The 21,013-nt window shown below is 46.6% G+C and carries 22 protein-coding genes; 11 read left to right on the top strand and 11 right to left on the bottom strand.

The window, feature by feature from the left end; translation table 11 throughout:
- Positions 1-203: 203 nt before the first annotated feature.
- The 3 genes from speG to purM all read right to left on the bottom strand — a co-directional run bounded on the left by speG (position 204) and on the right by purM (position 2,572).
- Positions 204-737 (bottom strand): spermidine N1-acetyltransferase, encoded by a 534-nt coding sequence (speG, locus tag EL341_RS12675; RefSeq protein ID WP_047781663.1) that lies wholly within the window; start codon positions 735-737, stop codon positions 204-206.
- A 159-nt stretch (positions 738-896) separates the two neighbouring features.
- Positions 897-1,535 (bottom strand): phosphoribosylglycinamide formyltransferase, encoded by a 639-nt coding sequence (gene purN, locus EL341_RS12670; protein ID WP_126467919.1) that lies wholly within the window; start codon positions 1,533-1,535, stop codon positions 897-899.
- Entirely contained in the window at positions 1,535-2,572 is a 1,038-nt protein-coding gene (purM, locus tag EL341_RS12665) for a phosphoribosylformylglycinamidine cyclo-ligase (protein ID WP_047781661.1), read from the bottom strand. Before purM ends, purN begins: the two co-directional genes overlap by 1 nt.
- A gap of 430 nt (positions 2,573-3,002) precedes the next feature.
- Here purM and upp point away from each other — a divergent pair, with 430 nt between their 5' ends.
- The 4 genes from upp to hda all read left to right on the top strand — a co-directional run bounded on the left by upp (position 3,003) and on the right by hda (position 6,958).
- Positions 3,003-3,629, top strand: a complete 627-nt coding sequence (upp, locus tag EL341_RS12660; RefSeq protein WP_047781660.1) for a uracil phosphoribosyltransferase — start codon at positions 3,003-3,005, stop codon at positions 3,627-3,629.
- Positions 3,630-3,778: 149 nt separating this feature from the next.
- Positions 3,779-4,678, top strand: a complete 900-nt coding sequence (locus EL341_RS12655; RefSeq protein WP_126467917.1) for an endonuclease/exonuclease/phosphatase family protein — start codon at positions 3,779-3,781, stop codon at positions 4,676-4,678.
- Positions 4,679-4,885: 207 nt separating this feature from the next.
- On the top strand, positions 4,886-6,160 hold the full coding sequence (locus EL341_RS12650) for a uracil-xanthine permease family protein (protein ID WP_083399683.1): 1,275 nt from the start codon (positions 4,886-4,888) through the stop codon (positions 6,158-6,160).
- Positions 6,161-6,250: 90 nt separating this feature from the next.
- Positions 6,251-6,958 (top strand): DnaA inactivator Hda, encoded by a 708-nt coding sequence (gene hda / locus EL341_RS12645; RefSeq protein ID WP_047781657.1) that lies wholly within the window; start codon positions 6,251-6,253, stop codon positions 6,956-6,958.
- A 279-nt stretch (positions 6,959-7,237) separates the two neighbouring features.
- On the opposite strand, the gene arsC is transcribed toward hda, so the two are convergent.
- Both arsC and bepA read right to left on the bottom strand, forming a co-directional pair.
- The gene (arsC, locus tag EL341_RS12640) at positions 7,238-7,588 is read right to left on the bottom strand and encodes an arsenate reductase (glutaredoxin) (RefSeq protein WP_047781656.1); all 351 of its coding nucleotides are present in this window, start codon (positions 7,586-7,588) and stop codon (positions 7,238-7,240) included.
- A 28-nt stretch (positions 7,589-7,616) separates the two neighbouring features.
- Complete coding sequence (gene bepA / locus EL341_RS12635; protein WP_126467915.1) at positions 7,617-9,080, bottom strand: beta-barrel assembly-enhancing protease; 1,464 nt, start codon at positions 9,078-9,080, stop codon at positions 7,617-7,619.
- A 408-nt stretch (positions 9,081-9,488) separates the two neighbouring features.
- Here bepA and EL341_RS12630 point away from each other — a divergent pair, with 408 nt between their 5' ends.
- Positions 9,489-10,556 carry an AI-2E family transporter gene (locus EL341_RS12630; RefSeq protein ID WP_047781654.1) on the top strand — a complete coding sequence of 356 codons (1,068 nt, stop codon included), beginning with the start codon at positions 9,489-9,491 and terminating at the stop codon, positions 10,554-10,556.
- Positions 10,557-10,618: 62 nt separating this feature from the next.
- On the opposite strand, the gene bcp is transcribed toward EL341_RS12630, so the two are convergent.
- Both bcp and EL341_RS12620 read right to left on the bottom strand, forming a co-directional pair.
- Positions 10,619-11,089, bottom strand: a complete 471-nt coding sequence (gene bcp, locus EL341_RS12625; RefSeq protein ID WP_047782730.1) for a thioredoxin-dependent thiol peroxidase — start codon at positions 11,087-11,089, stop codon at positions 10,619-10,621.
- A gap of 2 nt (positions 11,090-11,091) precedes the next feature.
- Positions 11,092-11,661: a glycine cleavage system transcriptional repressor gene (locus tag EL341_RS12620; protein ID WP_126467913.1), complete on the bottom strand. Its 570-nt coding sequence runs from the start codon at positions 11,659-11,661 to the stop codon at positions 11,092-11,094.
- A gap of 144 nt (positions 11,662-11,805) precedes the next feature.
- On the opposite strand from EL341_RS12620, the gene dapA reads away from it, so the two are divergent.
- The 6 genes from dapA (at position 11,806) to EL341_RS12590 (ending at position 18,366) form a co-directional block, all read left to right on the top strand.
- Positions 11,806-12,684, top strand: a complete 879-nt coding sequence (gene dapA, locus EL341_RS12615) for a 4-hydroxy-tetrahydrodipicolinate synthase (protein WP_047781652.1) — start codon at positions 11,806-11,808, stop codon at positions 12,682-12,684.
- A 16-nt stretch (positions 12,685-12,700) separates the two neighbouring features.
- Entirely contained in the window at positions 12,701-13,741 is a 1,041-nt protein-coding gene (gene bamC / locus EL341_RS12610; RefSeq protein ID WP_047781651.1) for an outer membrane protein assembly factor BamC, read from the top strand.
- 85 nt (positions 13,742-13,826) lie between these two features.
- On the top strand, positions 13,827-14,540 hold the full coding sequence (gene purC, locus EL341_RS12605) for a phosphoribosylaminoimidazolesuccinocarboxamide synthase (protein WP_074823335.1): 714 nt from the start codon (positions 13,827-13,829) through the stop codon (positions 14,538-14,540).
- 219 nt (positions 14,541-14,759) lie between these two features.
- Positions 14,760-15,635: a KPN_02809 family neutral zinc metallopeptidase gene (ypfJ, locus tag EL341_RS12600; RefSeq protein ID WP_126468275.1), complete on the top strand. Its 876-nt coding sequence runs from the start codon at positions 14,760-14,762 to the stop codon at positions 15,633-15,635.
- Positions 15,636-15,730: 95 nt separating this feature from the next.
- Positions 15,731-16,183 carry a DUF441 domain-containing protein gene (locus EL341_RS12595; protein WP_047781648.1) on the top strand — a complete coding sequence of 151 codons (453 nt, stop codon included), beginning with the start codon at positions 15,731-15,733 and terminating at the stop codon, positions 16,181-16,183.
- A gap of 128 nt (positions 16,184-16,311) precedes the next feature.
- A complete protein-coding gene (locus EL341_RS12590) occupies positions 16,312-18,366 on the top strand; it encodes a tRNA(Met) cytidine acetyltransferase TmcA (RefSeq protein WP_232036560.1) in 2,055 nt (684 codons plus the stop codon).
- Here EL341_RS12590 and EL341_RS12585 read toward each other — a convergent pair whose 3' ends face one another.
- Genes EL341_RS12585 through EL341_RS12570 form a run of 4 tightly spaced genes read right to left on the bottom strand, consistent with a single transcriptional unit; the run spans position 18,367 to position 20,739 of the window.
- A complete protein-coding gene (locus EL341_RS12585) occupies positions 18,367-18,564 on the bottom strand; it encodes a YpfN family protein (RefSeq protein WP_047781647.1) in 198 nt (65 codons plus the stop codon). It abuts the gene before it with no gap.
- Positions 18,564-19,241 carry a M15 family metallopeptidase gene (locus tag EL341_RS12580; protein WP_074823333.1) on the bottom strand — a complete coding sequence of 226 codons (678 nt, stop codon included), beginning with the start codon at positions 19,239-19,241 and terminating at the stop codon, positions 18,564-18,566. The genes EL341_RS12585 and EL341_RS12580 overlap by 1 nt, the downstream gene beginning before the upstream one ends.
- On the bottom strand, positions 19,238-20,374 hold the full coding sequence (dapE, locus tag EL341_RS12575) for a succinyl-diaminopimelate desuccinylase (protein WP_114986928.1): 1,137 nt from the start codon (positions 20,372-20,374) through the stop codon (positions 19,238-19,240). Before dapE ends, EL341_RS12580 begins: the two co-directional genes overlap by 4 nt.
- Positions 20,374-20,739, bottom strand: a complete 366-nt coding sequence (locus EL341_RS12570; protein WP_047781644.1) for an ArsC family reductase — start codon at positions 20,737-20,739, stop codon at positions 20,374-20,376. The genes dapE and EL341_RS12570 overlap by 1 nt, the downstream gene beginning before the upstream one ends.
- Between the last annotated feature and the right edge of the window lie 274 nt (positions 20,740-21,013).

Genomic DNA, 21,013 nt, shown 5'->3' with positions numbered 1-21,013 from the left:
GGATTTGACCCCATTAAAACAGGTATATATCGGGCATGCAATTCCTGTTACTTGATTGATAATTAACCATTAAATTGAATTTCTTATGATAACTTAATGATTTTATGTACTTAGCAGTACAAAGAGTAAGGGCAATAAAGCGGATATTCGATGAAATTGAGGTAAAAGCAGGGTCGCTTCAAGTGGCTTCCCTGCTGAATGCACTAGTTATGGTCTTTGAATTTAGCCAGATATTGATGCTGGAAAATACACATACGGATGGTATCGCGGTATTCACCGTTAATGAAAAACTCATGCTTGAGAATTCCTTCGGTTTCAAAGCCCAGCTTGGTGTAAATATGAATAGCCTTTTCGTTTTCCCGATCGACAATCAGATAGAGTTTATACAAATTAAGGACAGAAAAACCATATTCCATCGCCGATCTTGCGGCGGCGCCGGCATAGCCGTGACCTTGCCAGGCTGGATCGATAATGATCTGGAATTCAGCACGGCGGTGTACATGGTTAATTTCTACCAGCTCAACCAAACCGACACGATTACCTTCCCCTTCAATAATGAAGCGGCGTTCGCTCTGGTCGTGAATATGTTTATCGTAGAGATCTGTAAGTTCAACAAAGGCTTCATACGGTTCTTCAAACCAATAGCGCATGACGCTGGCATTGTTATCAAGCTGATGGACAAATCTAAGATCTTCGCGTTCAAGTGGGCGCAGCTTAACGCTGACTTTGGCCGACATTAGGAACTCCTGGGGCTGATGTTTGCAATAGTATTCATTACTGCCGGTTAGCAGTAATGAATATAGCTTAGTAAGGTTAAGGCGTGCTGGGCAAGTTTTATTTATTGGCGAACCATTGTGATAGCGACAATCCGTATTTGTGTCATACCATGCCGTTAATCAGTTCTCGATATAACCTTGCGGTGGCAACGGATGATTATCCATCCAGGCTTTGCCATCACGCATTGCCAGTCTGCCCTGCATAAACCAACCCACCACCAGCGGATAGATACGATGTTCCTGCTGCTGTACTTTCTTGATCACTTCAGCTTCGCTATCTTGCGGCGTGATAGGGATAGCGGCCTGTAAGATAATCGGCCCGCCATCCAGCTCTTCAGTAACAAAGTGGATCGTTGCACCGTGTTCACTATCACCGTTATCCAATGCCTGACGATGGGTATGCAAACCGGGATATTTGGGTAACAGGGAAGGGTGAATATTCAGCAGCTTGCCGGTATAGCGGTTAACGAATGTTGGGCTGAGAATACGCATATAGCCAGCCAGCACGATCAGATCGGGCGTGTAACGATCGATAGTATCCGCCAGTACCAGTTCGTAATCGGCGCGGCTGGCAAAATACTTGGATTCTACCAGCTCAGTTGCAATACCTGCCTGTTGGGCGCGTACCAGACCATATGCCTCTGGTACATTGCTAAATACCGCTTTAATGTTTCCGTTAATCTGACCGTTGCGACAGGCATCGATGATTGCCTGAAGATTGGAACCACTGCCAGAAATCAGCACCACAATATTTTTCATTAGCCAATAACCACTTGCTCGTCTGAAGAGGAGGCTTTAATGGTACCGATTAGCCACGCGGTTTCCCCCGTTGACTGCAACAGTTCAATGGCTTGAGCTGCACGGTCCGCCGGTAGGGCAATAATCATGCCGACGCCACAGTTAAAGGTACGGTACATTTCGTGACGGGTGACGTTACCTGCTTGTTGTAGCCAGTTAAATACGTCTGGCCATTGCCAACTGGACTCATCGATCATTGCCTGAGTCCCCTCTGGTAACACGCGTGGGATATTCTCCCAGAAGCCGCCGCCGGTGATATGAGCAATAGCGTGAACATCGATATTTTCTAACAGGTTGAGGATCGATTTCACATAGATTTTGGTGGGTTCCAGTAAATGATCGGCCAGCGGTTTGCCTGCTAACTGCGTGGCTTGTGCATCGGTTTTACTGACTTCCAGAATTTTTCGTACCAGCGAGTAGCCATTGGAGTGAGGGCCGCTGGAAGCCAGCGCGATCAGCACATCTCCTTCAGCAACTTTACTGCCGTCGATAATGTCTGATTTTTCTACTACCCCAACGCAAAAGCCTGCCACATCGTAATCATCACCGTGGTACATTCCCGGCATTTCAGCGGTTTCACCACCGACTAATGCGCAGCCTGACTGCTTACAACCTTCTCCAATACCGGTAACGACGCGCGCTGCGGTATCGACATCCAGCTTACCGGTGGCATAGTAATCCAGGAAAAATAGCGGTTCTGCCCCTTGGACGATAAGGTCATTTACGCACATCGCCACTAAATCAATACCGATGGTATCGTGGCGTTTTAAATCCATCGCTAAACGGAGTTTAGTTCCTACGCCGTCGGTTCCAGATACCAAAATCGGCTCACGGTATTTTTGCGGCAGTGCGCAAAGTGCGCCAAAACCACCCAGTCCGCCCATCACTTCAGGACGACGAGTTTGTTTTACTACACCTTTGATTCGATCGACTAAAGCATTACCAGCATCAATGTCTACACCGGCGTCTTTGTAGCTTAAAGAAGTTTTATCGGTCACTGCGGAGTCCCCATGGAGATAGGTGATATTAACCAGAAACGGCGTAATTCTAACAGTTAAAGCAAACGTTTGCCTATGGTTATTTCTATCGATAGTGGCAAAGCGTTCTATGATTATATTATTGCCGTCAGATAGTAGAAGCGCGAATTAACAGGCTGAATCGTTGCGTAAACCCCAGCACAACTTTCGCTATAGGTTTATTGTTGAGACTGTTCCAAATAACGCCATTAACCTGAAAATACCGATGTTGCTATGAATAATACCGATAATAAGGGTAGAAATGGCGCGCCGTTAACATTATTAGCGCAATCTATAACCTATTATGATCTGAATCATGCATTTCTTTGGTACGGTAGGCGCATTATCAGGTATAATTCGCCGATTTTTTTGAGAAAGACAGTGCACCATCTGCGAAATGGGGAGAGAAGAGATGAAGATCGTTGTAGTTAAGCATCCGTTGGTTAAACATAAATTGGGTTTAATGCGTGAAGAAGACATTAGCACTAAACGTTTTCGTGAATTAGCATCAGAAGTCGGTAGTTTACTGACTTATGAAGCCACCGCAGACTTAGAAACGGAAAAAGTGACGATTAACGGTTGGAACGGCCCCGTTGAAATCGAGCAAATTAAAGGCAAGAAAATTACCGTAGTACCTATTTTACGTGCCGGTTTAGGCATGATGGAAGGGGTGCTTGAGCACGTACCGAGCGCCCGTATTAGCGTAGTTGGTGTGTACCGTGATGAAGAGACACTGCAACCTGTTCCTTACTTCCAAAAGTTAGTCTCCAATATTGAAGAGCGTATGGCACTGGTGGTTGACCCAATGTTGGCAACTGGCGGCTCAATGATTGCGACTATCGACTTACTGAAAAAGGCAGGCTGCCAGTCCATTAAAGTTCTGGTATTAGTTGCTGCGCCAGAAGGCGTTGAGGCATTAGAAAAAGCCCATCCAGACGTTGAGTTATATACCGCTTCTATCGATCAGGGTCTTAATGATAAAGGTTATATCATTCCTGGTTTGGGTGATGCCGGTGACAAAATCTTTGGTACCAAATAAAGCATTAACATAATGTTTTGAGTAACAAGGATGTTACTAATTATGTAAGTCTCTGAATTTGCTGCGTACTTAACCCTTTAATAATAATAGCGGCCTATTCGTGATAAGCATGAGTTATCGGGTCTTAATAAAATAATAAGGTGTTCCGTATGTCAGCTTACAATTATTTTTTAGCCGCAGTTTTTTCCTTGTCATTCTCCGCTCCGGTCTGGAGTAGTGAGGCGCCAGTTAATCACGCTAACAGCAATGCCAACAGTCGCGAAGTCGCCAGTGCGCTGGGTGGAATTACCAATAAAACCTTTTCCCTGAAAGAAGCACCGATCTTAAAAGTGGCTACATTTAATATTGCTGCTGGCAAAGTCAGTGATATGACGGCCATCGCGAAAGCCATTAAGGCGATGAACGTGGATATTGTTGCGCTGCAAGAAGTTGATAAGCTCACGGCGCGTAGCGGTAAGGTCGATCAGCTTGCTGAGTTGATGAAATTAACCGGCATGTATGGCGTTTTTGGCCGGGCGATTGATTTTGACGGCGGCCAATACGGATTAGCTTATCTGTCAAAATACCCGATTAAAGATCAGGTGATTTATCCATTACCTTCCGGTCAGCGTGAACAGCGCATTGCTTTTGTGGCTAAAGTAGAAGTTCCCAACTTTGCCGCACCGATTACCGTTGTAAATGCTCACTTGGATACCAAAGAAGATCCAACCATGCGCTTGGAACAGGTCAGAGAGTTAAATGACCGTACCATTGAAATACGCGGTATCAAATTGCTGTTTGGTGATATGAACGATGTGCCCCGCAGCGTAACCTGGCAAGAGCTTGATCGTTACTGGAATGATATTCAGCCGGAAAATAGAGATGGTCGTAGTTGGCCTGCTGAAAACGCTGAGATAAAAGTAGACTATATTTTTACCGGTAATGCTCAGCGCTGGCATTTAGATAGTTTAACGATTCCTAACGCCAATGGTGAGTGGGCTGGGGTTAATTGGCCGTTGGTCAGTGACCACCTCCCCATCGTGGCGGAGCTCAGAATGACTGAGCAATAAGAATATAAATATGGGCGACGGGATCGCCCATATTTATGGCCGCTAATTAGCCGAAGCGTGTTAATTAGAGTAAGGTCGTGAGTGTCGGAGGGTAGGATCAGCCCGCCGTTGTTGATAAGTGTGAAGACAGGGTAGTAGGCAAAGTATTTCGGCACCGTTATCCGGTACCGAACAATATATTATCATTTTAAATTAGAGGTTTATGCTATGCAACAGCCGTCAATGACCGGCGCGCAGCCACCTGCCTGGCAGAATGTATTGGTAGGTGCACAAATGCTATTTGTGGCATTTGGTGCATTAGTATTGGTACCGCTGATCACTGGGTTAGATACCAATGTGGCATTGTTTACCGCTGGCTTGGGTACTTTGCTGTTTCAGCTTTGTACTAAAGGCAAAGTACCGGTATTTTTAGCCTCTTCTTTTGCCTTTATCGTGCCAATTAGCTATGGCGTTCAGACTTGGGGTATTCCTGCCACCATGGGCGGGTTATTTGCTGCTGGTGTCATGTATATGATCTTCGGTGGTTTGATTAAGCTACGTGGTTCACGGATCATTGAAGTGTTACTGCCACCGGTGGTGACCGGGCCGATGATCGCCATTATTGGTCTGACGTTGGCACCTGCTGCGGTGAATATGGCATTAGGTAAGAGTGGTGATGGTGGCTCAGTTCTGTTGGCTGATTATCGTACCGCGCTGTTTATCTCTATGTTGTCATTGTTAACAACGCTGTTGGTGGCCGTTTGGGCTAAAGGGATTTTCCGCCTGATTCCCATTCTGTCGGGGATCGTAGTTGGCTATGTTACTGCGCTGTTTATGGGCGTGGTAAATTTCCAGCCGGTATTAGATGCGCCGTGGTTTGCTATTCCTCACTTTACGGCACCTGAGTTCCACTGGCAGGCGATTCTGTTTATGTTACCGGTGGTCATCGCCCCAACGATTGAACACGTTGGTGATATTATGGCGATTAGCTCGGTATCTGGTAAAGATTATGCCAAGAACCCAGGACTACATCGCACTCTCGCCGGTGATGGAATTGCGACGTCTGCGGCGGCCTGCTTTGGCGGACCACCTTGTATCACCTATGCCGAAGTTATCGGTGCTGTCACACTGACGCGCAATTTTAACCCGTTAATTATGACCTTTGCCGCCTGTTGGGCCATTTTTATGTCATTTATCGGTAAAATTGGTGCTTTCCTGAATACTATTCCTTCGGTAGTCATGGGTGGAATTATGGTGCTATTGTTTGGATCGATAGCTGCCGTCGGGATCAATATTCTGGTGAAGAATAAAGTGGATCTGTCGATTGCCCGTAACCTGTGCATCGTCTCTATTGTATTGGTATTTGGGATTGGCGGTATGGTGTTTAACTTTGGTCAATATTCATTACAGGGCATTAGCCTATGTGGTGTGATTGCCATTGTGTTAAACCTGATTTTGCCGAAGGCTCAGCCTCATGCTGAGTCAGATAAGCAAGGGCATTAATCTGATGATCGGCGACATGGAACGTTGCTGGTTCTCCGTTGGATCCCTCTGTGGTAAACTGATCCGGTTGAACGATCTTTTAGGTTTGAGGTGTTTCTGAATACATCAACGCAGCTATCTTTTCCTCTTTATCTCTCTGATGATGAGACTTTTGCCAGTTTTTATCCCGGCGAAAATGCGTCGTTGCTTGCGGCTATCCATTCGGCCTTGCATCAGGAACACAGTACCTATATCTATTTTTGGTCGGGTGATGCTGGTGGTAAGAGTCATTTACTGCGAGCCGCCTGCGCTGAGCTTTCACAGCAAGGGATCGCCGTTGGCTATGTACCTTTAGATAAGCGAACCTATTTTGTGCCAGAAGTATTAGATGGCATGGAACAGCTGGCGCTGGTATGCATCGATAATATCGAGTGCATTGCCGGCGATGCTGAGTGGGAGATGGCGATTTTTAATCTGTATAATCGTATTCTTGAAACCGGATTTACCCGATTGCTGATTAGCGGTGAGACTCCTCCCCGCCAGCTCAACCTCTCTTTACCCGATTTGGCATCACGCCTTGATTGGGGGCAAATTTATCGTCTCCATCCGTTATCCGACGATGATAAACTGCAAGCGCTGATTCTACGGGCTAAGCTACGCGGTTTTGAGCTGCCGGAAGATGTCGGGCGTTTTCTACTGAAACGCTTAGATCGTGATATGAGAACGTTGTTTGCAACGTTGGATCATTTGGATAGCGCTTCGATTACCGCTCAGCGCAAGCTGACGATTCCTTTTGTAAAAGAAGCCCTCGATCTTTAGTCGATAAGGTTATCTGTTACTCTTTTCTAATCCTCAGTTATCAACGCTGATACTGTGCTGATTATTCGTTCTTTATTCTTCGCACAATCCGTAAGTAATATTTATCATCCCCCATCAGTATCTGAAATCAGCGAATAGAGATGACTGCGTGTGTCATGTTTTCAGGACAATACGATGGTAGTGATAGGCTAATTAGATAAACCGGCGGGGATATTTCAGCGTTAGCGAAATTGAGATAAATCTGCCGGTCATAGACAGACCGGCAGCCAAAATGTGTAGTTACAGAATGTCTAACACTTGTTCTGGTGGTCGGCCCAGACGAGCATGCTCACCTGAAATGACAATAGGGCGTTCTATTAGCTTTGGATTTTTAACCATCGCGTCAATTAACTGCTGCTCTGATGCTTCGGCTAAATTCAGCTCTTTATAGACATCTTCTTTAGTGCGGATAAGCTGACGGGCAGAGCTGAAACCTAGCTGCTTCAGCAATGTTTTAATTTGGGCGCTGTCCGGAGGGGTATCCAGATACAGTACGATGTTAGGCTGTACTCCGCGTTCTTCCAGTAACGCTAGCGTTGTTCGGCTGGTACTGCAGCGTGGATTATGAAACATAGTCACCGTATTAGACATTATATATTCTCCCATTTTTATCGTTTTATTAACGCTCAAATTGTTTAAATCTCTGCTGTAACTGGCGTAGCTGATCGATGCGAGCATCGTAGCGAGCCTGCTTCAGGCTACCGGTTTGAACCGATGAACTGGCACTTGATAGCATACTAATTGCCTGATCCAGACGCCCAGCCAAGGCCATACTTTCTGCTCTGGCTGCCAACTCTTCATCGCGCAGTCCCTGATCGGCGCTGGCTTTAGCCAGTAAATCCCAACCGTTAGGATCGTCAGGATTGGCGTAGGTGTAGCGGTTTAGTAATGTGGTGGCTTTTGCCGATTGTCTGGATTCTACATAAGCATTGGCCAGGTTAAGCTGTAGCACTGAATTAGATGGCTGACTCTTGATGGCCTGTTCCAGACGGCTGATAGCCTGTGGAGCACGGTTTTGTTCAAGGTCAATATCCGTTGCCAGATCGATAAACCAAACGTTGTTTGGTTGCTGTGTTAGCAATGGCTGGATGATATTACTCGCTGAATCATATTGTTTGGCTTTGTAATAAAGAATCGCCTGACCATATTTCGCCGCCAGCTGTTCGCGAGCATTGCCTTTTTTATAGTCATCCAACATATATTGATTCAATCCATCCGCGTTGTTGTACATACCCAGAACTCGGAATTTAGCGAACAGATAATCCTGAGACGATTGTACATCCCTATGACCTAGTTGGGAGGCTCGACTACGGGTATCGGACATCCGGCTATCCGGCATGGGGTGAGTCAGCAGCATTTCTGGTGGCTTGCTGGCATAGCGATATTTATCCGCCAGTTTTAACATAAAATCTGGCATGCCCATTGGGTCAAAGCCTGCTCGCTGTAGTACCCGGATGCCAATGCGGTCAGCTTCCTGCTCATTGGATTGCGTAAAGCTGATCATGCCTTGTTGGGTACCGGCAATCGTGGTGCTCAGTGCCGCCATACCCGCCTGTGGGTTCGCCATGGTTAACAGAATTGAACCTAATGCCCCAACCCAGGTTAACGGTGCGTTACGCTGCTGTTCTTCCATGGCTCGAGCCAAGTGGCGCTGGGTCACGTGGGAAATTTCGTGCGCCATAACCGATGCTAATTGGCTTTCGTTATCCGTTTCGCGGAACAAGGATGAGTGAAGGACCACATTACCGCCAAAAAAGGCGAAGGCGTTAATGTCATCATTTTGAATTAGATAAAAGTGGAAAGGGGTACGGACAGAGTCGGCTCTTGATACCAGTTTCTGTCCCAGGTCACCAATGTAATGGGTCAAGAGCGGATCGTAGACCAGTGGGGCACCGGAGCGTAGCTGTCGGACATAAAAATCCCCCATTAACAGTTCCTGATTAATGGTCAAGGTGCCGCCAGCCGTGGTACCAATATCCGGTAGATCGCTGATTGTATCTGCGACAGTAGTCACCACCGGAGCACAGAGTAATGTGCTACCTAAAAGCGTAACGAGTAAGGATTTGCGTAGACTGGTGGACATATTGATATTTATTCCAGAAGTTATTTTAGTCTGTTGAACTCATTCGGTACGTTATGGGTACCAGAATGGCTTCCCTATTCCTGCATTAGCCCGTTTTCTCAACGCCGCTGATGGGTGTTAAATCTTATCGTTAAAGCATTTGTTTTATTGCTATTATAGCCGCTGTTTTATCTTAACTGCCGCTAATCATCAAGATTAACGATAAATTAGCATTGTTAAGTTGCGCTTGCATCAGGTAACTGAGGCTGAATAAATTCAGGCCATCATCGTTCGGCGTAATCGCTACAGTTTATAGACAACAGATGTTGTATTTTGTGCCATTGATGTTGTACTTGATATTGCTTTAACTGGGCTTATATCAACTGCTGAATCTCGATGCACAACCGTTTTTTACTTTTGGAGGTTGCTATGCTGGATATGTTGGTACGCTGGTATCGTCGGCGTTTCACCGATCCTCAGGCCGTCGCGCTACTCATTATATTAGTGGGCGGTTTTGGCATTATCTATTTTTTTAATGGCATTCTTGCACCGCTTTTGGTGGCGATTGTGTTGGCTTATTTGCTGGAGTGGCCTACCAATAAATTACAACAGATGGGGCTATCCAGAGGATTGGCTGCCAGCGGTGTGATTATTTTGTTTGGCGGCGTTATGTGCGTCACGTTCCTGATTGTCATGCCCGCAGCCTGGCAGCAGGGCGTCAATTTACTCACTGATTTACCGAATATGTTGAATCGTTTTCATGATTTTGCCGCCGGTTTACCTGCTCGCTATCCGGAATTAATGGATGCCGGAATTATTGATTTGATCGCTGAGAATTTACGTCTCAAATTGGTAGGGCTGGCGGATTCGGTAGTGAAGTATTCCATGGCGTCACTCATGGGGCTATTAACGCTGGCGATTTACCTGATTTTGGTTCCGCTGATGGTATTTTTCCTGCTGAAAGATAAAAAGCAGATGATTTATGCGGTGCGCCGTGTTTTACCGCGAAACCGCGGTTTAGCTGGCAAAGTTTGGCTGGAAATGAATCAACAAATTACCAACTATATTCGTGGCAAAGTGTTGGAGATAGTGATCGTGGGTGTCGCAACCTATTTGGTGTTTTGGTTTATGGATATGCGCTACTCCTTGTTGTTGGCTGTGTTGGTGGGCATTTCGGTTTTGATTCCCTATATCGGCGCCGTATTGGTTACCGTACCGGTATTTATGGTGGCGTTATTTCAATGGGGAGTAGGGCCGGACTTCTGGTCGTTAATTATTGCCTATCTGGTGGTTCAAGGGCTGGACAGTAATCTGCTGGTGCCGTTTTTATTCTCTGAAGCGGTTAATCTCCATCCGCTGGTGATTATTTTGTCGGTAGTGATTTTTGGTGGGCTGTGGGGTTTTTGGGGCGTCTTTTTTGCTATACCTCTGGCAACCTTGGTCAAGGCGGTTATCCATGTGTGGCCGGATGATTTGATTGCTGAGAATCTGGATTAGAGAATAAACTAAACAACGGCTATTTCCCCTGGTGGAATAGCCGTTGTTTGATAAATTAACCGCTACTCTGTACCGTTAAGATAGTTCAGAACGATATCGTGGTGGTTACTGGTTTTAAAATCATCAAAGACTTTTTCAACTTTTCCATCGGTGCCAACTAAAAAGCTGATGCGGTGAATACCATCATAGGTTTTGCCCATAAAGGTTTTTTCACCCCAAACGCCAAACAGTTCGCAGACTTTATGTTCTTCATCGGAGAGCAGCGTAAAATTCAGCAAATCTCTCTCGACAAAGCGAGATAACTTTTCGGGTTTATCGGTACTGATACCCAGAACATCCACTCCCAATTTTTTCAGGTCATCCATATTATCCCGAAGTCCACAGGCCTGCACGGTGCAGCCCGGTGTCATTGCTTTAGGATAAAAATAGATAAGAACTCTCTGCCCTTGAAAATCACTAAGGCTGATATCTTCACCATCTTGATCCGGGAGTGTAAATTCAGGGGCGGTATCACCGGCTTTTAATGGGTTTATCACTAGTTTCCGTCCTTTTTTTCATGCTGTGGATTAATAACGATATTAATACTGCCTTGTGCATTCAATTCTGTACAGAGGCGATAGAAATCTTGTTCAACAATTTTATCTGTACCGGTTAAGGCACTATGCAGCGTAATCTCAATATACAGTTTGGCTTCTTTGGTTATGTCACAAACGCTGGTTTTTGACGTTAATTCTGCAATACTGGTTTCGGCTGCGTCGAATAAGTTGGTAAAGCGTTCAATTAAATGCGGTGAATCTTTTACTTCTACTTTTACCCACATCGTCACCGGCATGGGAGGCCGTGGATGCTGAGTTGTGCGTTTCATCACAATAAGCAGCTCTAATTCTGCGCCTTTTTGTGGCAAGGTGGACTCCAGAAGCATCATGGCACTCCAACCACCGGAAAGCAGCATAATAAAAGTAAATTCTTCACCGAGTAGTGCCAGACGGCTATCCTCAATATTACAGCCGCAGCTACTCACATGTCGGGTAATGGTATTAACAATACCTGGACGGTCGGTACCCAATGCGGTAATGACAAGGTAATATTCAGATTGTTGTGGCACGTTATAATTTCCTGCCTGAAAATGGTGATACTATGGTAAACATAAAAAAATCACCTAGACAAGCAGTTAGAGTGATGTTGTTGCTTGCTTTTAGCTATTAGTCAAAAGTACCATGTTTGTTATGTCTATTAAGGGGAATCGCTTATGTTTACGGGAAGTATGGTTGCACTGGTTACGCCAATGGACTCAACGGGTTCTGTGGACCGCGCCAGTTTGAAAAAACTGATTGATTATCATGTTGCTAGCGGCACTGCCGCGATAGTTTCCGTAGGCACTACTGGGGAATCGGCTACATTAAATCATCATGAACATGTTGATGTGGTGAAGTTAACGCTGGATTTAGCCGACGGTCGTATGCCGATTATTGCCGGAACCGGAGCGAATGCGACGGCTGAGGCGATTTCATTAACCCAGGATTTACATGGGACGGGTGTCATCGGTTGTTTGTCGGTCACGCCATATTATAATAAACCGACTCAGGAAGGTTTATTCCAACATTTTAAAGCGATTGCCGAGCATACCGATTTGCCACAAATCCTTTATAATGTACCGGGTCGTACCGGCTGTGATATGTTACCCGAGACGGTTGCCCGTTTAGCGGAAGTGCCTAATATTGTGGCCTTGAAAGAGGCAACCGGTAACTTAAGTCGGGTAAGCCAATTACAGGCACTGGTCGGCAATGATTTTAAACTGCTTAGCGGTGATGATGTTACATCGTTAGAGTTTATGCAGTTAGGTGGTCATGGCGTGATCTCGGTGACGGCCAATATTGCGGCGCGTGAAATTGCACAGTTATGTGAATTAGCCGCGCAAGGAAACTTTACGGAAGCGCGTTGTCTTAATCAGCGGATAATGCCTTTGCATTTTAAATTGTTTGTTGAATCAAACCCTATCCCGGTTAAGTGGGCATGTTATCGTTTAGGCTTAATTGCTGATGATACTATGCGGTTGCCAATGACTCCGCTGGCAGAAACTGCCCGGCCGGTCGTTGAGCAGGCATTGAAGTCTGCTGGTTTGCTATAAATTTTAGGAAAAATTAATGGTTCATTCATTACAGAAAATAGTTGGTGTCTCACTTGTTGTACTGTTGGCAGCGTGTTCTAACGATCAAGCGTACAAACAGCAGGTTAATGGCAATGAAGACTATTTGAAAGCCCCAGCGTTAAAGGAATTACGCGCCCCAGCAGGAATGATATTACCGGTTCAGAACGCGCAGTATGCGGTGAATAATCGGGCGGTATCTACGGGGAATCTTGGTTTGGCGCTGGATATTCGTCCGCCATCTCAGCCTTTGGCTCTGATGACCGGTTCACGGGTACAGTTCAGCGGCAATACAGCAACGCTTTCATTAGAGAACAGTGCACAAAACCAGGCTCTTTGGTCAAAATTGATTGCTGCTCTTGGTCAGAAAAATTACAAGATTGCCGATCGTCAAGACGCTAACCAAACGCTGACTACTGATTGGATTAACTGGCAGCGTGGCGATGAAAATGTTGCCTATGACGCCCGTTATCAAATCGCGGTACAGTCTCAGGGCTACCAAAATCAGCTTTCTGTAAAAGTGATTGAGCTAAAAGCCGGTGATAAAGCGGTGACTGATGCGGCTAGCATGCAGCGTTACAGCATTAGCATGCTAAATAGCATTACCAGCGTTCTGGATAAGACCCAGCATGATTTAGACAGCAAGAAAGCCGGCTTGGCCAGCGGTAGTATTGTTCTACAGTCAGCCAAAGATGACACCGGTTTACCGGTGGTGATCGTACGTGCTCCGTATACCAATGTCTGGGATCGCCTACCAGCGGTACTGGAAAGTATGGGGATGGAAATCACTGACCGCAATAAGCCTCAGGGTCTCATCACGGTGAAGTTCAAATCGTCTAATGCTAACTGGGCGGCGCTGAATGTGCCAAATCCAGATTTGAAAAACGGTGAGTACAAACTACAGGTTGGTGACTTAGATAACCGCAGTAGCCTGCAATTCAGTACTGAAAAAGGCCAGGTATTGAAAGAGAATGAAAACAATGCCTTGGTAATCATACTGCAATCCGCATTTAACCGGAGCGCAGTAGAGAGTAAATAAATAGTAAAAAGGGGCTTAGCGCCCCTTTTTTTATTTCAGCTTCAACAAAAACTATCACACTTTAAATCGACGGAGAAAACTGACGATGCAAAAGGTCGCCGAACTTTATCGTGGTAAGGCAAAAACCGTTTATACCACTGAGGATGCAGATCTTCTGGTTTTGGAATTTCGTAATGACACCTCCGCCCTTGATGGCGAACGTATTGAACAATTTGACCGTAAGGGAATGGTAAACAATAAATTTAACTATTTTATTATGAGCAAGCTGGAAGAAGCCGGTATTCCAACGCAGATGGTACGTCTTCTTTCCGATACCGAAGTGCTGGTCAAAAAATTAGATATGGTACCGGTGGAATGCGTTATTCGTAATCGGGCTGCCGGTTCGCTGGTACGTCGCTTAGGGATTAAAGAGGGTTTGGAACTGAATCCGCCAGTGTTTGATCTATTCCTGAAGAATGATGCCATGCACGACCCGATGATCAATGAATCCTACTGCCAAACGTTCGGTTGGGTGAATGAGTCTAATTTAGCGCGCATGAAAGCCCTTAGCTATCAAGCTAATCAGGTACTGAGCAAGCTGTTTGATGAGGCAGGATTAATTCTGGTGGACTTTAAACTTGAGTTTGGTTTGTTTAAAGGTGAAGTGGTTCTGGGGGATGAGTTCTCTCCGGACGGCAGCCGCCTGTGGGATAAAACCACCCTTAACAAAATGGACAAAGACCGTTTTCGCCAAAGCCTAGGTGGTTTGATTGAAGCGTATGAAGAGGTCGCACACCGTCTGGGTATTAATTTGGACTGATGACGCAATCGATTACGTTTAGCGAATGTCTTTGATACAAAGCCGGTTAATCCGGCTTTTTCTATTATGTTGAATCAGTTGTATAACATGATTAGATTGGTTCAAATCGCTGATGGCTATGTAATCTGACGAGCGTTTTCTGTTTTGCTGCATATACTCAAGTTATATAATGCGAAAACTGGCCTGAATGATGGGCCGTTGATGATGAGAGACAATATTATGCGTTGGCAAGGTCGTCGGGAAAGTAATAACGTTGAGGATCGCCGTGAAGAGTCCGGTGGTGTTCCTCGCGGGCTGGGTGGGGGCGGTTTTCGTCTACCCAGAGGAAAAGGCGGATTAGTACTACTGGTGGTGGTGCTGGTTGCGGGTTATTACGGGGTAGATTTAACACCTTTGCTAACGGGGGGCGGAGCGCCGGTAACGCAACAGGCTCAGTCAGTTTCCCCTAAAGATAATGAAATGGCGAAGTTCACTTCTGTAATATTGGCTTCAACAGAAGATACTTGGTCAGCTATTTTTAAGAAAGAGGGCAGCGTTTACCAAGATCCCAAGCTGGTGTTGTATCGTGGTGCAACTCGCACCGGATGCGGTACTGGCCAATCAGTGATGGGGCCTTTTTACTGCCCGTTAGATAAAACCGTTTATATTGATTTATCGTTTTATCAGGATATGGAAACCAAATTAAAAGCCGGTGGTGACTTTGCTGAAGCTTATGTAGTTGCCCATGAAGTCGGACATCACGTGCAGAATTTGATGGGAATTGGCGATAAAGTACGGGCCATGCAGCAGAAAGCGCGCAGCCAGGCCGAAGTCAATCAACTGTCAGTAAAACAAGAGCTACAGGCGGACTGTTTTGCCGGCGTATGGGGCTACAGCATGAATAAGCAAAACGTGCTGGAGATGGGCGATATGGAAGAAGCACTGAATGCCGCTCGCGCCATCGGTGACGATCGTCTACAAAAGCAAAATTCTGGTCGAGTGATCCCAGACAGCTTTACCCATGGAACGTCAGAGCAGCGCTATTCTTGGTTTAAGCGTGGTTTTGACAGCGGTGACTTCCGGCAGTGTGATACCTTCTCCGTGGATAAGTTATAATCCCTCAGTCATTTACGTTATGATAAACGCCGGAACGCTTCAATCCGGCACTTATCAAAATAACGGCGCTCCTCCAACCAAGAGAATGTTCGCACATGCCCAGTATTGATCCTACGCTTATTGTCCTGCTGGTTCTGGCAGGGTTAGGGATTCTCAGTCATAACAATACCGTTACGATTGCGATCCTTGTCTTATTGATCCTACGTTTGACGCCTTTGGAAGCCGCTTTCCCTATGGTACAGAAATATGGCTTAACGGTTGGGATCACCATCCTAACGGTTGCCGTTATGTCGCCACTGGCCAGCGGAAAAATGACTCCTTCGGTGCTGATGCAGGTATTTGTTAACTGGCAATCTCTGGTGGCGATCGTTATCGGTATTGCGGTGGCTTGGCTGGGTGGGCGAGGCGTAACGTTGATGACCAGCCAGCCGACCATCGTTGCGGGTTTATTAATTGGCACCATTATCGGTGTGGCATTCTTCCGCGGTATTCCGGTTGGGCCGCTTATTGCTGCGGGTGTGGTATCGCTGATTATTGGTAAAACTTGAGTATTGATGAAGAGCGGACTCATTTAATCGCTATTTTACTATCACATTTACGCTATAGGTATTGATGAACAACCTGCCTATAATCAGCCTTCTAATAACTCCGAAGCTTAGAATGCGGCAATCATGTCATGAATATTGATTTGGCTCCTTACTTAAAACAGATGCAGCAGTGTGGCGTTCGTAGACTGTTTATTTTGAGTGGACAGCCGGAATGGTGTCGGCAACAGGCGCTGAATATGACCGGTCAATATGACGGTGATTGGCTATGGGTGTCTGACGGTGCGTTATCTGATTACCCTTATCAACAGCGTAAATTCAGTGCGGTTAATACCTTATTAGGTGCTGAGTTTCGCCATTTGGTGTTTGATGCGACAGAAGGTCTGAATACGGAAGCACTGGCTGCGGTGTCCGGTACTTTGGCCGCGGGTAGCCTGTTGGTTATGCTATTGCCCGACTGGCAACGATGGCCTCAGATCGCGGATAACGATAGTCTACGCTGGTGTGAAACGCCCGATCCTATTAGTACACCGAATTTTATCCACCATTTTCAGCAACAGATAGCGGTGGATGATGACGTGCTGTTTTGGCAACAGGGTAAGGCATTCAGCGGCAAGCTGCTGGATAGGCAGGAGGTATGGGCTCCACCGGATGGTGCTCCGGTTAAACAGCAGCAAGCTTTACTGGATAGTTTGTTGCAGGTTGAATCCGGCTACTATGCTTTGATTGCCGATCGTGGCCGGGGTAAGTCTGCCCTGGCGGGGATGTTAGCTGCGCGATGGTCAGGAGACGGTCAATGCTGGCTAACGGCACCGACTCAAACCGCCACTGATACCTTACAGCGTTGGGCAACCGGACGGGTGACGTTTTTTGCGCCCGATGAATTGCTTGCCCGCTGCCAGATGGAAAAACCAACTCAGGTTGACTGGTTAATTATCGATGAAGCCGCAGCGATACCCACACCGCAGCTTGAGTGCCTGATGGCGTTTTTTCCTCGTGTATTAATGACAACCACCGTTCAAGGTTATGAAGGCAGTGGTCGAGGGTTTTTATTAAAGTTTTGTGCCGATTTACCTCATCTTAATTTACTGACTTTGCAGCAGCCCATTCGTTGGGCGGATAACGATCCGCTGGAAAGAATCATCAGCCAATTATTGTTAATGGATGCTGAGAATAGCCTGAGCGAACGGCCAACTCAGTTACAACAGATCGTCAATGTGACTCAGCAGTCGTTAACAGAGAATCCAGCTCTACTTAAACAGTTCTACGGTTTACTCACCGGCGCGCATTATCGAACCAGTCCGTTAGACTTACGTCGGCTATTTGATGCGCCTGGGCTCTCTTTTAGCGCTGCTCTGGACGGTAAGCAATCGGTCATTGCTGCACTTTGGCTGGTGGATGAAGGAGGATTGTCGCCAGAACTTTGCCGAGAAGTATGGGCAGGACGGCGGCGGCCTCGAGGAAATTTAGTGGCACAATCTTTGGCGGCGCATGCTGCGGAATATTTAGCCCCTCAAATGCGCTCAAGCCGAATTACCCGCATTGCCGTTAGCCGTTCATTACGTCGGCAGGGCATTGCCCGCTCAATGATTATGCAACAGATAGAGCAGGCTAAAGGGCGTGGGCTGGACTATCTGTCCGTCAGTTTTGGCTATACCGAACAACTGTGGCTATTTTGGCAGGCGTGCGGTTTTGAGTTGATTCATATGGGCAGTCATAAAGAAGCCAGCAGCGGTTGTTATTCAGCCATGGCGATAGTGCCTTTTAGCCAGCGAGCAATTCGATTAGCTAAAAGAGCCAAACGGCAATTTCTGCTCAATCAATTGCTCTCTTGCGTTAAGTTGCACCACGTTAATGATATTGTGCCGACAGCGCTAGCCCTTGAGGATTGGCGTGAGTTAGCCGGTTTTGCTTTTGCCCATCGTTCGCTGGAAGCCAGTCAGGTTTCCCTTTATCGCTTGTTACGGCACCCGCAGGCAGAATGTGGCAGTTTGCGTCAGTTGCTGGAACAGCAAATCATGCCGGAAGTGTTGGTTAAGCAGTTACGATTGAGTGGGCGAAAAGCTTTGGTTCAGCTGTGGCGTAGTGAAGTTTCAACGGCGCTGTTCACGCTAAATGCTGAACAATTCACTTACTGGCAGCGCTGGGTTAACGCGCAAATACCAGTAAGCGATCGTATCGAGTAACTATTTCTTCTTATTGCGATCCCATTCTTCGTCTTCCTCTTTGTCCCAGGCCGCATTGTTATCTCGGTGAGGCGGAAGTTTAGAATTATCTTGCAGTGAGCGATTGTAATTCACTTTATACAGGGCTTTGATGCCATTAATAATCATGCCTGCCAGAATAATCAGGATTACCCACCAGTAGTCTGCGAGCCATTGCATCATGATACTCCGTCAATGTTGCTAATATAGCGTTCAAATATTTGCTCAAGGTGGCTGGAGAGCCACGCGTAGCCTGCAATGTCTTTATCTTTCCAGACTGATAACAGTAATTCTGGTGTCAGCATGTGTTCAGCCTGTTGTGCCAGCGGATAATAGCTAAGATGCCAGGGTTCCGCAGCAACACCGCCTTTGTCATCGGTAAAAGGACGATAAAAGCCATATGTATTCATATTAGCCGTTAACCAGCGAGTTAGCGGATAAAAGTAGCCGTTTTCTTCATATTCCCAAGGTTCGAGCTGGAGTTTTTGACCAATGGGTAACAGGTCAGGATCGTAAATATCCAGATCGGTTCCCCAATGGTGCCGGCTTGCCCCGGGCATGGCCGACCAACGTAAAATCGCGCAGCAGCGCTGTTGGTCGTCAAAATCAGTGATATCCAGCGGTTGGCTCATGGCATCCATCACCGGGCGCAATCCGTTGAATTTTTCATTCCAGATCGTTTGCTGTCTGGCAAAGTCACGAAAGGTACTGGCCGGTTGCAGGTTAAATCCTGCGGTTTTTGCCGCAGCTTGCATGGCAAGAAAAGCCTGAACGGCTTCTGCTTGAAGTCGATGATTACCCGACAGCGGAGTCAGGTGTGCATCGCTTTGACCCGTTAACATGGCGGTGGTGATCATACCAACAGCTGCTCCATGATTTTTTGATACATACGGCTGAGTAACTGCAAGTCAGAGGCTTTAACGCATTCGTTAACTTTATGAATGGTGGCATTAACAGGGCCTAATTCCACAACCTGAGTGCCCATCTGGGCAATAAAACGCCCGTCAGACGTGCCACCAGTGGTTAACAGCTGTGGCGTAGCCGCGGCGTAATACTCCACGGCATGGCTGACGGCGTCGACCAGCTTACCGCGCGGTGTTAAGAACGGTTTACCCGAAAGGTTCCACTCAATGGTATAACGCAACTGATGGCGCTCCAGCATAGCCTGTACTTTATGCATGATTTGTTCATGGGTAAGCTCAGTGCTGTAGCGGAAGTTGAACTGAATAAACAATTCGCCAGGAATAATATTGTTACTGCCGGTTCCTGCATGGATGTTGGCAATTTGCATACTGGTTGCCGGGAAGAACTCATTACCGCGATCCCATTCGGTGCCGATCAACTCATTAATAAATGGGGTAGCCCGATGAACCGGGTTATCGGCTAAATGAGGATAGGCAACATGACCTTGAGTACCGTGAATAGTTAGATTGGCGGTAATCGACCCACGGCGGCCATTTTTCACTACATCACCGACGCGCTCGGTACTGGAAGGTTCGCCAACCAGACAATAGTCCACTTTTTCTTTACGAGCGACCAGCATTTCAACAACTTTAACCGTACCGTTAACGGCGCTGGCCTCTTCATCAGAAGTGATAAGGAATGCCAAGCGTCCGCTATGGTGTGGATTCGCGGCGACAAAGCGTTCTGCGGCCACCAGCATGGCGGCCAGCGAACCTTTCATGTCTGCGGCGCCACGGCCATACAGAAAACCATCCTGAATGGTGGGTTCAAACGGCGGTTGATGCCAATGGCTCTCATCACCGGTTGGAACCACATCGGTATGACCGGCGAAGGCCAACGTTGGACCACCGCTACGCTCGCCGCGCCAGGCCCAAAAATTCAGGGTATCGCCAACGTTGATCTCTTCTACGGTAAAGCCGATGGTTTTTAACCGGTCGATCATGATTTGTTGGCAACCTTCATCATGCGGGCTAATGGACGGGCGCTTGATTAACTGTTGGGCTAAGGTAATGACCGGACAGAACATTATTTATCTCCGCCGGTAAACTGCTGATAGGTATCGGTAGAGAAGCCTAGCAGCATATTTGAGCCTTGCTCCAGAACCGGACGTTTAATAATTGACGGTTGCTCTAGCATTAGCGCTTTAGCACCAGCTTCATTGGATGCGGCGGCTTTTTGTTCATCACTCAGCTTACGCCAAGTGGTGCCTCTGGTATTTAATAACGCTTCCCATCCGAGCCCATCAATTAATCGTTGTAGTAATGCATCATCTAAACCATCGGCGCGATAATCGTGAAAACGGTATGTTATTTGATGTTCTTCCAGCCAGCGGCGGGCTTTTTTAATGGTATCGCAGTTTTTAATGCCGTAGAGGCTATACGTCGTTGTCAAAAGAGATTCCCTCGTCAATAAAATCGTTCAACCTGCCGCAAATCGGTGCACTCAGCAAACTGCTGACAAAAGCAGGGAGGATAGAGAGTAAATCTATCATTAATTTGTGCTGTAGGGAGAAAACAATTTTAAATTAACGAATGAATAAGATATGAAGCCAAGGTTACAGAGCGGTTTACCAACTAAGTAACATTGGTCAATAAGTTTAATTCATTTGTTTCCTAATTATTTTAGAAAAAACTGGTAGTTATAACAGGATGCATTATTTCCTCTG

The organism is Pragia fontium, assembly GCF_900638655.1.
GTDB classification, from domain to species: Bacteria; Pseudomonadota; Gammaproteobacteria; order Enterobacterales; family Enterobacteriaceae; genus Pragia; species Pragia fontium.
Note: the sequence above shows the minus strand (reverse complement) of the source record. Positions and strands in the feature narration are given on the sequence as shown.

Coding starts and splice junctions, on each gene's coding strand:
- speG (WP_047781663.1), bottom strand. CDS start 737: ATGTCGGCCAAAGTCAGCGTTAAGCTGCGCCCACTTGAACGCGAAGAT.
- purN (WP_126467919.1), bottom strand. CDS start 1,535: ATGAAAAATATTGTGGTGCTGATTTCTGGCAGTGGTTCCAATCTTCAG.
- upp (WP_047781660.1), top strand. CDS start 3,003: ATGAAGATCGTTGTAGTTAAGCATCCGTTGGTTAAACATAAATTGGGT.
- EL341_RS12655 (WP_126467917.1), top strand. CDS start 3,779: ATGTCAGCTTACAATTATTTTTTAGCCGCAGTTTTTTCCTTGTCATTC.
- EL341_RS12650 (WP_083399683.1), top strand. CDS start 4,886: ATGCAACAGCCGTCAATGACCGGCGCGCAGCCACCTGCCTGGCAGAAT.
- arsC (WP_047781656.1), bottom strand. CDS start 7,588: ATGTCTAATACGGTGACTATGTTTCATAATCCACGCTGCAGTACCAGC.
- bepA (WP_126467915.1), bottom strand. CDS start 9,080: ATGTCCACCAGTCTACGCAAATCCTTACTCGTTACGCTTTTAGGTAGC.
- EL341_RS12630 (WP_047781654.1), top strand. CDS start 9,489: ATGCTGGATATGTTGGTACGCTGGTATCGTCGGCGTTTCACCGATCCT.
- dapA (WP_047781652.1), top strand. CDS start 11,806: ATGTTTACGGGAAGTATGGTTGCACTGGTTACGCCAATGGACTCAACG.
- bamC (WP_047781651.1), top strand. CDS start 12,701: ATGGTTCATTCATTACAGAAAATAGTTGGTGTCTCACTTGTTGTACTG.
- purC (WP_074823335.1), top strand. CDS start 13,827: ATGCAAAAGGTCGCCGAACTTTATCGTGGTAAGGCAAAAACCGTTTAT.
- ypfJ (WP_126468275.1), top strand. CDS start 14,760: ATGCGTTGGCAAGGTCGTCGGGAAAGTAATAACGTTGAGGATCGCCGT.
- EL341_RS12595 (WP_047781648.1), top strand. CDS start 15,731: ATGCCCAGTATTGATCCTACGCTTATTGTCCTGCTGGTTCTGGCAGGG.
- EL341_RS12590 (WP_232036560.1), top strand. CDS start 16,312: ATGAATATTGATTTGGCTCCTTACTTAAAACAGATGCAGCAGTGTGGC.
- EL341_RS12585 (WP_047781647.1), bottom strand. CDS start 18,564: ATGCAATGGCTCGCAGACTACTGGTGGGTAATCCTGATTATTCTGGCA.
- EL341_RS12580 (WP_074823333.1), bottom strand. CDS start 19,241: ATGATCACCACCGCCATGTTAACGGGTCAAAGCGATGCACACCTGACT.
- dapE (WP_114986928.1), bottom strand. CDS start 20,374: ATGTTCTGTCCGGTCATTACCTTAGCCCAACAGTTAATCAAGCGCCCG.